This is a genomic window from Streptomyces sp. NPDC059957 (assembly GCF_042730015.1).
Lineage (GTDB): Bacteria > Actinomycetota > Actinomycetes > Streptomycetales > Streptomycetaceae > Streptomyces.
Window position 1 is genome coordinate 189,614 of sequence record NZ_JBHWMB010000001.1, and the last position, 12,613, is coordinate 202,226.

A 12,613-nucleotide genomic window follows, 5' to 3' on the forward strand; every position below is an offset into this window, starting at 1 on the left:
GTGAGGCTGTGCTCGGAGGTTTGGGTTGGGGGGGGGTGGGGTGGTCGAACCCCTTAGCGGAGGGGGGGGGCGTCCGTATCCTCTCGTCCCCCCCCCCCCGGGTCCGTAACCGGCGGATCCTCGTCGCCGCGGCGGCGGCCGTGGTGGTACTGGGCGGCGCGGTCCCGGTCGGCCTGTACGTGACCTCCGCCGCGGGCGGGAACTCCGACCGTTCCCTCACGGCGGGCCACGGCCAGCAGGGCGGAGACTCGCAGGACGGGTCCGACCTGCAGCAGAACGGGTCCGGCAAGCGCCCGAAGCCCAAGCGGTCCTCCGGCAAGGACAAGGACGGCAAGGACGGCAAGGACAAGAACGCGGAGAACGGCGGCGCCAGCGCCTCGCCGACCTCGCCCGACGGCCGCTTCCCGAGCACCGGCGGGACGGACGTCACCCCGCCCCGCGCCCCCTCCGCCCTGCCCGGCACCGTCGGCGGCGGTCTGATCCCCCCGCCCGCGTCCTCGGACGCGCCCACCTGCACCCGCAGCCAGGTCGGCGTGGAGGGCAGCACCCGGGCCCCGTCGGCCGGCGGCAAGGTCTACGGCAGTTTCAAGGTCACCAACGTGTCCTCGCGCAGCTGTACCGTCCGCGGCCCGGAGACCCTGACGGCGGTCCCGGCGAGCGACGGCGGAGCCGCGGTGGCGGTCGTCAGCCACGTCACGGGCGATCCGGCGACCGGGCTGCTGCCCGACCCGTCGGTGGAGGCCACGCGGATGGTGCTCGCGCCGAACGCGGCGTACGAGGTCCGCTTCGCGTGGGTGCCGCCGGAAGGCGGCTGTCCCGGGGCCAACGGCTCCGGGGAAGGCGACACGCCGGAGGGCGGCTCCGGGGACACCACGGATGCCGAGCCGGGCACCGACACGGGCCAGACCCAGGCGGAGAACCCGCCGCTCGGTGCCGTGGTCTCCCACACGCCCAGCGTGTCGGGCCCGGACGGCCCGACGACGCAGACGACCGTCGCCGAGGCGTGCGGCGGCACGGTCTACCGGACGGGCGTCATCCCGGTCGGCTAGACCGGGGCGCGAGCAGGCGCGGGTGCAGGGCCCGGGGCGCGACCGCCAGGGCCGTGGCCCGGGGCGAAGTCCCGGACGCTACGCCGAGCCGGCCCCGGCCGGGGCAGGCTCCGCCGCGGGGGTTTCGGCCTCGGCGAGGAGGCCCGCCTCCGCATCGCGCAGGGTCTCCACCTCGCGCCGGTACAGCCGGAACCACATGAAGAGCACGAACGCGGCGAAGACGAACCACTCGCCGGTGTAGCCGAGGTTCTGGAAGGCCTTCAGGTCCAGCCCGGTGTTGGCCGGAGCCTGCGCCGGTACCGGGGTCATCCCGTCGGCGGGCGTCTGCACGGTCAGCCAGGCGTCGTAGAGGCCGTACGGCACGATGTTGACGAGCGAGGCGGCCCCGATGACGCCGAGCTGCCCGGCCGGCAGCCCGCCCGCGGAGTGGACGCCCTTGCTGGTGGAGTTCTCCGAGGCCTGGAGCGCGCCCGTCACCTCGACCCGGCCGGCCGGCGGGGCCGGGGCCCGGCCCGCGTCGGCGGCTCCGGGCAGCCAGCCGCGGACCACGGGTACGGCCTTGCCGGTGTCGGTCTTGAGCAGGGTCAGGACGTAGAAGCCGGACTTCCCGTCGAGCCGCCGCTCGGGGACGAGGAGCTGGTCGGCGTACTCCCCGGAGACCGAGGCGAGCCGTCCGGAGGTCCGCTTGTCCACGGGGACCAGCGAGTCCAGCGGCGCGGCCCCCTGGTCGGCGGGGCGTTCGCTGTTCGCCTTCGCCTCCTTGTGGGTGTCGACGCGGTCCTCGAACCGGCCGAGCTGCCAGGTCCCCATGAACAGGCAGAAGGGAACGCCGAGCGCGACGAAGACGTTGATCCCCCACCAGCGCGGGGTCAGGAGAAACCGGTGCACCCCACCACCGTACGGGGGGTGCACCGGCTCACCGGTGCCGGGGCCGCCGCGGGGGCGACGGCGGGGGCCGCCGCGGGCCTACCGCGGCAGGTGCTTCAGCGCGAAGTCGATCTCCATCCGGACCTGCTTGATCCGCTCCTCCACGACGAGCGAGCCGTGCCCGGCGTCGTAGCGGTACACCTCGTGCTCCGCCCCGCGCGCCGCCAGCCGGTCCACGTAGTTCTCGATCTGCCGGATGGGGCAGCGCGGGTCGTTGAGGCCCGCCGCGATGTGCACGGGCGCCTTCACCGCGTCCACGTACGTCAGCGGCGAGGAGACCTCGAAGCGCTCCGGGACCTCCTCCGGGGTGCCGCCGAAGAGGGTGCGGTCCAGGGACTTCAGCGCCTCCATCTCGTCGTGGTACGCCGTCACGTAGTCGGCGACCGGTACGGCCGCCAGCCCCACCGCCCAGGCCTCGGGCCGGGTGCCGAGGCCCAGCAGCGTCAGGTAGCCGCCCCAGGAGCCGCCGGACAGCACCAGGCGCGCCGGGTCGGCGAGCCCGGAGTCCACCGCCCACTCCCGTACGGCTTCGACGTCCTCCAGCTCGATCAGGCCGATCCGGTGCTTGAGGGCGTCGGTCCACTCGCGTCCGTAGCCGGTCGAACCGCGGTAGTTGACCCGCACGACCGCGAAACCGTGGTCGAGCCAGGCCGCCGGGGTCGCGGCGAAGGCGTCGCTGTCGTGCCAGGTGGGCCCGCCGTGGATCTCGAAGATGGTGGGGAAGGGCCCGTCACCGTGGCCGACGGGCCGCTGGGCGAGGGCGTGGATCCGCCCGCCCGGCCCTTCCACCCACACGTCCTCGACCGGTACGGAGCCCGGCGGGCGGAAGCCGGGAGGGTCGAGCACGACCCCGCCCGCGGTCGACCGGATGACGGAGGGCTCTGCCGCGGAGGACCACTGGTACTCCACCGACCCGTCGGGCCGGGCCGTCGCACCCGACACCGTCCCCGGCGGCGTGTCCAGCCGTACGAGCTCCCGCGCGGCCAGGTCGTAGCGGAACAGCTCGCTGCGCGCCTCGAAGCCGTGCTCGATCAGCAGCGCGGACCCGTCGGGGTACCACTCGGCGCCGACGTCGCCCGGCAGGTCGACGGCCAGCCCCTCCTCGGTGCCCGCGGCCACGTCCCACACCATCGGCTCCCACCGGCCGCGCCGCTGGTGGCCGACGAGCAGCCGGGTGTCTCCCGCGACGGGCGCGAAGCCGAGCACCATGAGGCCCAGCTCCTCGGTGCCGCACTTGGAGTCGTCGAGCTCGGCGACCGCTTTGCCGTCCAGGGTGATCACGCGCAGGGCCGAGTGCATCGCGTCGCCGTGCTCCGTGTGCTCGACGGCGAGCAGGGTCCCGTCCCGGGACAGGTCGCCGACACCGGCCGATTCGCGGTGCCGGTAGACGACGGCAGGCTCCGACCCGTCGGGCCGGACCACGTGGATCGTGGTCCCGTCCTCGTCGGTGGAGCGCCCCACGACGGCCGTCCCGTCCCGTCCGATGGCCAGCCCGGCGGGGTACGAGGCCTCCAGCCCGGGGGTGGCCGGCTCGTCGGGGCCGCCCGCGAAGGGCTGGCGGACCCAGGTGCCGAACTCGTCGCCGTCGGTGTCGGAGAACCACCAGACCCACTCGCCGTCGGGGGAGAGGGTGCCGTCGGTGGTCCCGTTGGGCCGGTCGGTGGCCTGCCGCTGGGCGCCGGTGGCACGGTCCCAGGCGTACAGCTCGTAGGTCCCGGTGGCGTTGGAGACGAAGAGCGAGCGGTCGGGCGCGTCCTCGGCCCATTCGGGCAGTCCCACGCGAGGGGCCCGGAAGCGCTTCTCCCAGTCGGGTACGGCGGCGGTGTCCGTGGCGGCTGCGTTCGTGTCGGCGGTGGCGTCAGTCATGCACCCCATGTAACCGGATCGCCCGCGGCCCGGCCCCCGAGATGCCGACGGGGCCGAACGGGGGCACGGTGGTTTGGGTACGCGGGGTCCCGCGTACGAGGCTGCGTAGAGGAGTGGCGGTCATGGCGAAGAAGGCGCGTACCGGCAAGCCGTCCCACCATGATTCAGAGCGTGCGATGGCGAAGAACACGGCGGCCGAGGCGCGCGCCAAGGCCGCCGTCCGCGATGTCCAGTCGGTCTCCGCGAAGACTCGGGGCATGCAGCAGAAGGCCCAGGCGAAGCGGGGTTGAGCCGTAGGCTGACCCGATGCGGATGATCGTCCGGGGCGCCCGGCTGCTGCACAGCGAAGGCCTGCACGACGTCGAGGTCGCGGAGGACGGGCGGATCGCGCGCGTGCTCCCGTACGACGACCAGAAGGAGCCGCCGGCGACGGGGGTGCTGATCGAGGCGCACGGCGGCCTGCTCAGCGCGCCCTTCGTCGAGCCGCACATCCACCTGGACACGGCCCTGACGGCCGGCGACCCGCGCCCCAACGTCTCCGGGACGCTCTGGGAGGGCATCGCCTGCTGGAGCGAGCGCAAGAAGACCCTGACCCGCGAGGACGTGATCGCGCGGGCCACCGAGGTGCTGCGCTGGCAGGCGGCGCAGGGCGTGCTGCACGTGCGCACGCACTGCGATGTCACCGACCCGGCGCTGACCGCGCTCGACGCGCTGCTGGAGGTGCGCGACCGGGTCCGGGACGTGATGACCCTGCAGATCGTCGCCTTCCCGCAGGAGGGCATCGTCTCCTTCCCCGGCGGCGAGGCGCTGCTGCGCGAGGCGGTCCGGCGCGGGGCCGACGTGGTCGGCGCGATCCCGCACTTCGAGGACACCCGGGAGGACGGGGTGGCCTCGCTGGCCGTCGCCTTCCGGCTCGCCGAGGAGGAGGGGCTGCGCGTGGACGCGCACTGCGACGAGATCGACGACGAACAGTCGCGGTTCGTGGAGGTGCTGGCCGCGCACGCCCTGCGCTCGGGGCTGCGCGGGCACGTGACGGCCTCGCACACCACGGCGATGGGCTCCTACGGCGGCGCGTACAGCTTCAAACTCCAGCGCCTGCTCTCCCGCTCCGGGATCAACCTGGTCTCGAACCCCTTCGCCAACCTCAACCTCCAGGGCCGCTTCGACGCCTACCCCAAGCGGCGCGGCCTCACCCAGGTCAAGGAGATGCTGGCGGCGGGGGTCAACGTGGCCTTCGGCCACGACGACGTGATGGACCCCTGGAACGCGCTCGGAACCGGAAACCCGCTGCAGACGGCCCTCGTCGGGATCTACGCCGCCCAGCTCACCGGAGCGGACGAGATCCCGGTGGCCTTCGAGATGGTGACCGAGCGCGCGGCGCGCGTCCTCGGCCTCTCGCCCTCGGAGTACGGGGTCCGCCAGGGCAACCCGGCCTCCTTCGTCCTGCTGCCGGCGCAATCGCCCACCGAGGCCGTCCGCCGCCAGGTCCGCCCCCGCTACGTCGTCTCGCGCGGCACCGTCCTCGCCGAGACCCCGGCGGCTCCGGCCCGCCTGCTGGCCTGGCCGGGGGAGGAGGGCCCCTCGGAGGTGGACTTCGTCCCCCGCCTACGCTGACCGCCCATGACCCTTGTGACATGGACTCTGACGGCGGGGCTGGGCTGGCCGGCGGAGCGGCGGGCGCGCGCCGAGGAGATCATCGTGCGGCACATGCGCGAGGACGTCTCCGCCGCCGAGGACGTGGAGAGCCACCTGCTCCGGATCGGTACGACCGCGGACGTCTCCGGGGTCGGCGTCGGCGACGCCGACCCCGTCTTCACGGCCGCGCTGCTCGCGGAGCACCCGCGCCTGGGCTTCGGGGACGCCTTCTTCGCGCTGGTCGCCGACCAGGCCGCGCGCAAGCCGCAGTGCGCGGCGGCGGCCTACGTGGCGAGCGGCGCGAAGGAGCGCATCGCGGCGAACCCGCTCGACCGGCGGGGCTGAGGGGGCCGGGGCGGGGTGGCCGGCCGGGTCAGAAGAGCCCCAGGGCGTTGTCCAGGGACCAGACCTGCCAGCCCATCGCGAAGAAGGCGACCCCGGAGATCAGGGCCATCATCAGGTTCTGCCCCTGCTCGCCCCAGTCGTGGATCATCAGGATCAGGTAGACCAGGTTGAGCAGCAGCCCGGCGAGCAGGGCTATCGGGGTCAGGAACCCGACGATGAGGCCGAGGCCCAGGGCCAGTTCGGCGTAGGCGACGAGGTAGGCCATGAAGCGCGGGTAGGGCTTGACGACGATGTCGAAGCCGCGCGTGACGAACCCCCAGCGGTGCTTCTCGGCCACGCCGGCGGCCCAGCGGATGCCGCCTCCGCCGAACCAGTCCTTCTTGTCCTTGTGCCGCCAGCTCTCCAGCCACCACAGCCCGAGCCCGATCCGCAGAACGGCGACCCATTCGGGCCCGCCGAGCCAGATGGTCTGCATCCCCGGTTCCTTCCCTCGTTCCCTCGCAATGATCTGACGATGTGTCAGTTTCGGGGGAAGGGGAGGGCCGTGGCAAGGGGTTGGCGGACGGCAGGCTTCAACTGGCTGTGCTCCGGATGCACGTGACGGAGACCGCCTGGACCTGGTTGTTGCCGAAGCCGCCGCGGTTCCAGGGCTGTTGAACCGGCTGTGTGAGCCCCGAGGCGTCGGTCGCGCGGACCAGGAGGGTGTGGCTGCCCGGGGTCGCCGTCCAGTCGGCGTGCCAGCCCTGCCAGGCGTACGGGTGCCCGCCCCGCGCCGACACCTCGGCGTCGGCCCAGCCGGCGCCCCCATCGGTGCTCAACTCCACGCGCACGACCGCCCCGTAGCCCGACCAGGCCCGCCCGGCGAGCCGCAGGGGACCGGGGCGCACGACCCGGGTGCGGGACATGAAGTCGGGGAATCCGGGCGGGATCAGCAGGGCGCGCGGGGCGATCCGGGTGACGGGCTCGCCGGCCTCCTCGGCGCTCTGCCTGTACCGGTAGGCCGTGGCCTGCTGGTAGCCGCCGAACGCCGCGTCGACGAGCTCGATGTCGCGCAGCCACTTCACGTGGGCCATCCCGTACCAGCCCGGGACGATCAGCCGCAGCGGATGCCCGTGCTGGGGCGGCAGGGGCCCGCCGTTCATCGTGTGGGCGAGCAGCACGTCCTCGTCGACGGGCAGCGGCAGGCTGCGCCGGTAGTCCTGCTCGACACCCCGCTCCACTCCGTGGTCGGCGCCCGTGAACACCGCCTCCACGGCGCCCGGAGCCACCCCGGCCCGCGCGAGCACCGCGCGCAGCGGGACCCCCGTCCAGTCGGCCGTCCCCACCGCCTCCACCAGCCAGGGCTGGCTGACCGGGCGCGGGGACAGGCGTGCCCGCCCGTTGCCGGCGCACTCCATGGTGACCCGGCGGGTCACGGAGGGCAGGGACCGGAGGTCGCGCAGGCTCAGGTCCAGGGGGGTGCGCAGGCATCCGCGCAGGGTGAGGCGCCAACCCTCGTCCGTGCCCGTGCCCGTGCCCGTGTCGGTGTCGGTGCCGGTGCCCGTGCCGCCCGTATCGGGGATGTCGAAGTGCACGAGCACGTAGTGCAGCCCGGCCGGGGTGACCTCGTACCGCAGGGCTTCGAGCGGGAGGCCGTGGTTGCGGGCGGCGAGCGCCAGTTCGTCCTGGCCGATGCCCTCTCCGGGGGCGGCGATCCGGCCCGGGGAGCCGATCCCGGCGAGGGGGTGCTCCTCTGCGGGCTCCATGGGGTCATGGTCCCGCTGTGGCGGTGGACCGGCTACTCCGCGTGCGGATCAGTTCAGCGGGCGGTATGAATTGATCTGTCCCTTATGTGATCGGAGTGAAGCGTGGACGACTATCCACTGCTCAACCTGTTCTGGACCATGCTGTGGCTCTTCCTGTGGGTCATGTGGTTCTTCCTGCTGTTCAAGGTGATCACTGACATCTTCAGGGACCACGAGCTGCACGGCTGGGCCAAGGCCGGCTGGCTGGTCCTGGTGCTCCTGCTGCCCTACATCGGTGTCCTCGTCTACCTGGTCGTCCGCGGCAAGGGCATGAGCCAGCGCGATGTGAAGCAGGCGCAGGCGAACGAGAAGGCCTTCCAGGACTACGTCCAGAAGGCCGCGGGCCCCCGCAGCAGCCCGGCCGAGGAACTCGCGAAGCTGTCCTCCCTCAAGGAGAAGGGCCACCTGACCCAGCAGGAGTTCGACAAGGCCAAGGAGAAGCTCCTGACCTGAGGGCTGCCCTCCGCCCGCCGAACGGGGGCCTGACCGCGATCTCGCGGTCGGGCCCCCGTTCGGGCGTTCCGGGTCAGGACGCGGCCGGGTCCGCGTCCGTCAGCAGGTCGATCAGGGACGACCGGGCCCGGGCCACGCGGGAGCGGACGGTGCCTATCGGACAGCCGAGCAGGAGCGCCGCCTCCGCGTACGGGAGACCCATGAGCTGGGTGAGGACGAAGACCTCGCGGCGTTCGGCGGGGATCGCCGCCAGGAGCTCCGCGAGCGCGACGCCGTCCTCGAAGCCGGGTACGCCGCGGGGCTGGCTCTGCTCGGCCGCGGCCTGCCAGTCGTCTCTGTCGGCGATCTTGGGGCGGGCCGCCTTGTGGCGCAGGCTGTCCACCACGGTGCGCCGCGCGATGGAGAGCAGCCAGGTGCGGGCGGAGGAGCGGCCCTCGAAGCGGTGCAGGCTGCCGAGGGCGCGCAGGAAGGTCTCCTGGGTCAGGTCCTCGGCGGACTGCGGGTCGGCGCTGAGGTAGGCGACGTAGCGGCGCACGTCGCGGTGCAGGGCGCGCACGAACTGGTCCACCGCGCCGGGGTCGCCGTCACGGGCGGCCAGCGCGAGGAGGGTGACGGCCTCGTCGGGACCGGCGGCGCGGCGGGTGGGGGTGGTGGGTGTGGGGGTGGTGGTGGCGGTCGTGGCGGCGGTCGGACGGGTGAGCAGGGCAGCGGTCATCGCCTGGTGTCCTTCTGTGAATCCGGCCGGATTCGATGCCGCGTCGCGGGCGTGGCGGGCGTCGCGGGCAGTGAGGACTGCGCGGGCAGTGAGACTGCGCGGGCAGCACGAGCAGCGCCGTGCCTGCGGTGGCAGGGGTGGTCGGAGTGACCACGGTGACCACGGTGACCACAGATACCGCACCGCGTGGCGCGCCCGGGGGAGCCCGGAGCGAGGGCATCGCGAGGCCGGTGAACGGGGTGGTACGGCCTGCCGGAAGGCATGACCGATGCCCGAGGCGCGGTACGGGTACGGGTGCTGGGCCCGTGGCGCGTCGGGGAGCCGGCTGTCAGACGACAGCGATCCCGTGAGGTGGACCCCGTGAGGTGAGGGCGTCGGCGAGCAGCAGCCGGCGGGGCGTCCGGATCCGGTGGTTCCGGGGAACGCGGACGCGGGGCCGGTGTGCGGGCGCGGGGAGCCGGAAGAGCAGGCGCAGCGGTACGAGGAACCGGGCGGCGACGGCGCGCAGGACGCGGAAGGCGCCGCGTTCCCCGTACGCGAGCCAGAGGCCGCAGACCAGGGCCGCCAGGAGGTGGGCCGCGAGCATGCCGGCCGGTGACATGGAACCCATGGCGTGTGCGGTCGGCAGTGGCAGGGGTACCGGCAGCGCGGCCGCCACCGACGCGGAGCCGTCGGTCATTCCGTGCACGTGCATCCCGTGTGCCCCGGCCAGCCCGTGCACGTCCTGCACGACGTGCCGGGTCGTGCTGCCGGTGCCCGGCGACGGAGCCGCTTGCGGGCGGAGCACGGAGGGGGAACAGAGCACGGAGGGGGAACAGAGCACGTACTGGGCCGAGCGGCGGCCCAGGGAGGCCAGGGCGCTCAAGGAGGCCAAGGAAGCGGCCGGTTCCCGCGGTCGCGCCGCCGCGGCCTGGGCGAGCGAGAACCCGCCGTGCAGGGCGGCCTGGACGCCGACGGTCGCGGAGACGACGGCTGTGAGGCCGCGCTCCCGCCCGGCGAGGAACCAGCCGGTCGCCGAGGTTCCGGCGAAGGCCGCGGCCATGCCCCACCAGGGGACGGAGGTTCCCGACATGAGGACGTGCCCGAGGGCCGAGAGCAGCACGCAGGTGGCCGCGAACATCGCGGCCCGTACGGCTCGGCAACATCGACCGGGTGTCATGGCGCGGCCATCGTTGCACCGGCCGGGCGGGGGCGACAGAGGGCATCAGGTTTTCTCATCGTCCGGAAATCGCACCTCGTCGTGTTGTGGCGCACGCCACAACAGGCCCGGGGAACCCAGGCGTTCACTGATCCGACTCCTGTCCCTGAAGTGACGGCCGGGGACCGAGGGCGAGCAGCGGAACGGGGTGGGCGAGCGGTGGCGGACCGGAACCGGTCGGTGAAGACGCCCGGAGCAGCCGCGGGCCCGAACGGCGGCCCGACGGGCGGCGCGGCGGGCAGCCAGGCGGGCGGCGATGCAGGCGGTGGGACGGGCGGCGGGCCGGGCGGACTCACGGCTCTGCTCACCGGCGCCATGGCCTTCTCGATGCTCCAGCTCTTCCTCCTCGGAGCGCTCGGTCCGCGCCTGGTGGGGGAGTTGGGGGTCTCGCCCGCCCTGCTCGGCTGGACCACCACGGTCGGGTTCGGCACGGCGGCCGTGCTGTCGCCGCTCGGCGGCAGGCTGGTGGACCGGATCGGGCCGCGCCGTTCCCTCGTACTCCTGCTGTCGGTGTCCGCGGCGGCGCTCGCGCTGATCGGTGCCGCGCCCGGCCCCGGGTTCCTGCTCGCCGCAGTCGGGCTGGGCGGACTGCCCCAAGCCCTGGCCAATCCGGCGACCAACAAGGCGATCCTCGCCGCCGTGCCTCCCGGCCGCCGGGGGCCGGTGACCGGCATGAAGCAGTCGGGCGTCCAGCTGGGTGCCTTCGCCGCCGGGCTGCCGCTCACGGCCCTGGCCGGCGGGATCGGCTGGCGCGGGGCGGTGTGGACGGCCGCCGCCACCGCCGGGCTGGCGGCGCTGTGGGCGCTGCGCGCCCTGCCCGCCGACCAGCGGGCGGCCCGGCCCGCGCCCGGTGGCTCGCTCGTCCCGCGCGGTGACATCGCCTGGCTGGCGGTGTTCTCCCTGTTCCTGGGCTGCGGGATCGCCTCGGTCAACACGTACGCGGCCCTCTTCGGCGCAGAGCGGCTCGGCCTGGGTCCCACCGCGGCGGGCGCGCTGGTCGCGGTGCTCGGAGTCGCGGGCATCGCGGGGCGGATCGGCTGGTCGAAGGCGGCCCGGCCGGGGCGTGCCGAGTGGCTGCCCGGAGCCCTGGCCGCCGGAGCGGTGGGGGCGGCCGTCCTGCTGGTCGCGGCGCCGACCGTACGGCCGCTCGTGTGGCCGGCCGCGGTGGCCGTCGGGGTGTTCGCGGTACCGGCCAACGCCGTCTCGATGGTCCTGGTGATGCAGCGCTCCGCCCCCGGCCGGGCCGGCCAGGACTCTGCCCTGGTGGCCGCCGGCTTCTTCACCGGCTTCGCCGTCGGCCCCCTGCTCTTCGGCCCCCTCGCGAACGCCGGCCGCTACGGGGCGGGCTGGCTGCTGGTGGCGGCCGAGTTCGGGCTGGCGTGCGCGGTCGGGGTGACGTGGGCGGTGCGGGGGCGTGGACGGTGATCGCGGACAGTGGCCGTGACGGCAGGACGCGTGGGGGAGCGAGGGTCCGTTGACGGGTGCGCGGGTGGTGGACGAGTGGGCGGCGCGGGCATTGGCGGAGGTCCTCGAGCAGGTGGCCGTCACGGCGGCCGATGTCGCCGAGGGCCGGTTCCCGCTGTACGCGGAACCGGACACGGGGCGGTGGACGACGACCGGCCGGGGTTCCTGGGCCGGTGGGTTCTGGGCGGGGCTGCTCTGGCTGAGGGCTCGCCACACGGGATCCGAAGGCGACCGGGCCGCCGCCTGTGCCTGCACCGCGCGGCTGGCCGGCTGGGTGGGGGCCGACACCTCCACGCGCGGGCTGATCCTCTGGTACGGAACCGCCCTGGCCGCCGATGACAGCGGGGCGCGGGAGCTGCGGGCGCGGGCGGCCGGTGCCTGCTCGGCCGCGATGGACGGGGAACTCGGGCTGCTGCCCTGGGGATCGGCGTTCGGCGGTCCCCGACTGCTGGCCCGGGTGGACGGCCTGCCGGGCACGGTCCCCCTGCTCGCCACCGTCAGCCCCGCGGCGGCCGCCTCCCACCTCCAGCGCCACCTGACCTTGTGTCTCCCCGCCTCCGGGACGGAGGTCTGCCGCGCCCGTGACCTCGTACCGGCCTGGTCCTACGAGGCGGAGCGGGGCTGGCTGGCCTGCGCGGAGCCGGCGCCGGGCTGGAGCCGGGGCCCGGCCTGGCTGCTGCTCGCGCTGGCCGACGCCCTGCACCGGCCCGCCGTCGCGGAGCACCTGCCGGGGCACCCGCAGGCACTGGCGGACCGTCTTGCCACCGCGTGGACGGGGCCGGGCGCACCCCTCGTACCGCGTGCGGCCGGGTCGGACGGGCCGCTGGACACCTCCGCCGCGGCCATCACGGCCGTCGCGCTCCTGAAACTGTCCCTGCTCCCCGGCCCCCGGGCCGAGGCGTACGGGCAGCGCGCGCTGGAGATCCTGAAGCACCTGGTCGACCACCACCTCTCCCGGGGCCGACTGCTGAACGGCTGCTACGACGCGGAGAAGGAACTCGCCGCCCGCCACGAACTGGTGTGGGGCGACTTCTTCCTGGCGCTGGGACTGGCCGGATCGGTCGGGCTGGCGGACCTGCGCACCGTGTGATCGCCCGGAGTCCGTGCCGGGTTCACCACGCGCCTGACCGGGTGCGATGCTGTCGGCCGGACAGCATGTCGTGGATTTACCGAGGAG

13 protein-coding genes are annotated in these 12,613 nt (G+C 74.3%); 7 read left to right on the top strand and 6 right to left on the bottom strand.

Going from position 1 to position 12,613, the window contains the following annotated elements; translation table 11 throughout:
• Positions 1-140: 140 nt before the first annotated feature.
• Positions 141-1,049: a hypothetical protein gene (locus ACFWBW_RS00965; RefSeq protein WP_385367336.1), complete on the top strand. Its 909-nt coding sequence runs from the start codon at positions 141-143 to the stop codon at positions 1,047-1,049.
• 78 nt (positions 1,050-1,127) lie between these two features.
• On the opposite strand, the gene ACFWBW_RS00970 is transcribed toward ACFWBW_RS00965, so the two are convergent.
• Together ACFWBW_RS00970 and ACFWBW_RS00975 are read right to left on the bottom strand one after the other, a co-directional pair.
• A complete protein-coding gene (locus ACFWBW_RS00970) occupies positions 1,128-1,937 on the bottom strand; it encodes an SURF1 family protein (RefSeq protein ID WP_385367338.1) in 810 nt (269 codons plus the stop codon).
• A 78-nt stretch (positions 1,938-2,015) separates the two neighbouring features.
• Complete coding sequence (locus ACFWBW_RS00975; protein ID WP_385367340.1) at positions 2,016-3,842, bottom strand: prolyl oligopeptidase family serine peptidase; 1,827 nt, start codon at positions 3,840-3,842, stop codon at positions 2,016-2,018.
• Between the two features lie 122 nt (positions 3,843-3,964).
• Between ACFWBW_RS00975 and ACFWBW_RS00980 the strand changes: the two genes are divergently transcribed.
• The 3 genes from ACFWBW_RS00980 to ACFWBW_RS00990 are packed head-to-tail and all read left to right on the top strand — an operon-like array spanning position 3,965 to position 5,822.
• Complete coding sequence (locus ACFWBW_RS00980) at positions 3,965-4,132, top strand: hypothetical protein (RefSeq protein WP_266906264.1); 168 nt, start codon at positions 3,965-3,967, stop codon at positions 4,130-4,132.
• 16 nt (positions 4,133-4,148) lie between these two features.
• Positions 4,149-5,456 carry a cytosine deaminase gene (gene codA / locus ACFWBW_RS00985; protein WP_385367343.1) on the top strand — a complete coding sequence of 436 codons (1,308 nt, stop codon included), beginning with the start codon at positions 4,149-4,151 and terminating at the stop codon, positions 5,454-5,456.
• A 6-nt stretch (positions 5,457-5,462) separates the two neighbouring features.
• Entirely contained in the window at positions 5,463-5,822 is a 360-nt protein-coding gene (locus ACFWBW_RS00990; protein WP_385367345.1) for a hypothetical protein, read from the top strand.
• Between the two features lie 28 nt (positions 5,823-5,850).
• Here ACFWBW_RS00990 and ACFWBW_RS00995 read toward each other — a convergent pair whose 3' ends face one another.
• Positions 5,851-6,297, bottom strand: a complete 447-nt coding sequence (locus tag ACFWBW_RS00995; RefSeq protein WP_250744887.1) for a DoxX family membrane protein — start codon at positions 6,295-6,297, stop codon at positions 5,851-5,853.
• A gap of 97 nt (positions 6,298-6,394) precedes the next feature.
• Positions 6,395-7,567: a sulfite oxidase gene (locus ACFWBW_RS01000; protein WP_385367348.1), complete on the bottom strand. Its 1,173-nt coding sequence runs from the start codon at positions 7,565-7,567 to the stop codon at positions 6,395-6,397.
• 102 nt (positions 7,568-7,669) lie between these two features.
• Between ACFWBW_RS01000 and ACFWBW_RS01005 the strand changes: the two genes are divergently transcribed.
• Complete coding sequence (locus tag ACFWBW_RS01005; protein WP_385367350.1) at positions 7,670-8,059, top strand: SHOCT domain-containing protein; 390 nt, start codon at positions 7,670-7,672, stop codon at positions 8,057-8,059.
• A 73-nt stretch (positions 8,060-8,132) separates the two neighbouring features.
• Here ACFWBW_RS01005 and ACFWBW_RS01010 read toward each other — a convergent pair whose 3' ends face one another.
• Positions 8,133-8,774: a sigma-70 family RNA polymerase sigma factor gene (locus tag ACFWBW_RS01010; protein WP_385367352.1), complete on the bottom strand. Its 642-nt coding sequence runs from the start codon at positions 8,772-8,774 to the stop codon at positions 8,133-8,135.
• Positions 8,775-9,102: 328 nt separating this feature from the next.
• A complete protein-coding gene (locus ACFWBW_RS01015) occupies positions 9,103-9,933 on the bottom strand; it encodes a hypothetical protein (protein WP_385367354.1) in 831 nt (276 codons plus the stop codon).
• 354 nt (positions 9,934-10,287) lie between these two features.
• Here ACFWBW_RS01015 and ACFWBW_RS01020 point away from each other — a divergent pair, with 354 nt between their 5' ends.
• Both ACFWBW_RS01020 and ACFWBW_RS01025 read left to right on the top strand, forming a co-directional pair.
• On the top strand, positions 10,288-11,397 hold the full coding sequence (locus ACFWBW_RS01020; RefSeq protein ID WP_385367459.1) for an MFS transporter: 1,110 nt from the start codon (positions 10,288-10,290) through the stop codon (positions 11,395-11,397).
• Positions 11,398-11,446: 49 nt separating this feature from the next.
• Positions 11,447-12,526, top strand: a complete 1,080-nt coding sequence (locus ACFWBW_RS01025) for a sugar ABC transporter permease (protein ID WP_385367356.1) — start codon at positions 11,447-11,449, stop codon at positions 12,524-12,526.
• The last annotated feature ends 87 nt before the right edge of the window (positions 12,527-12,613 follow it).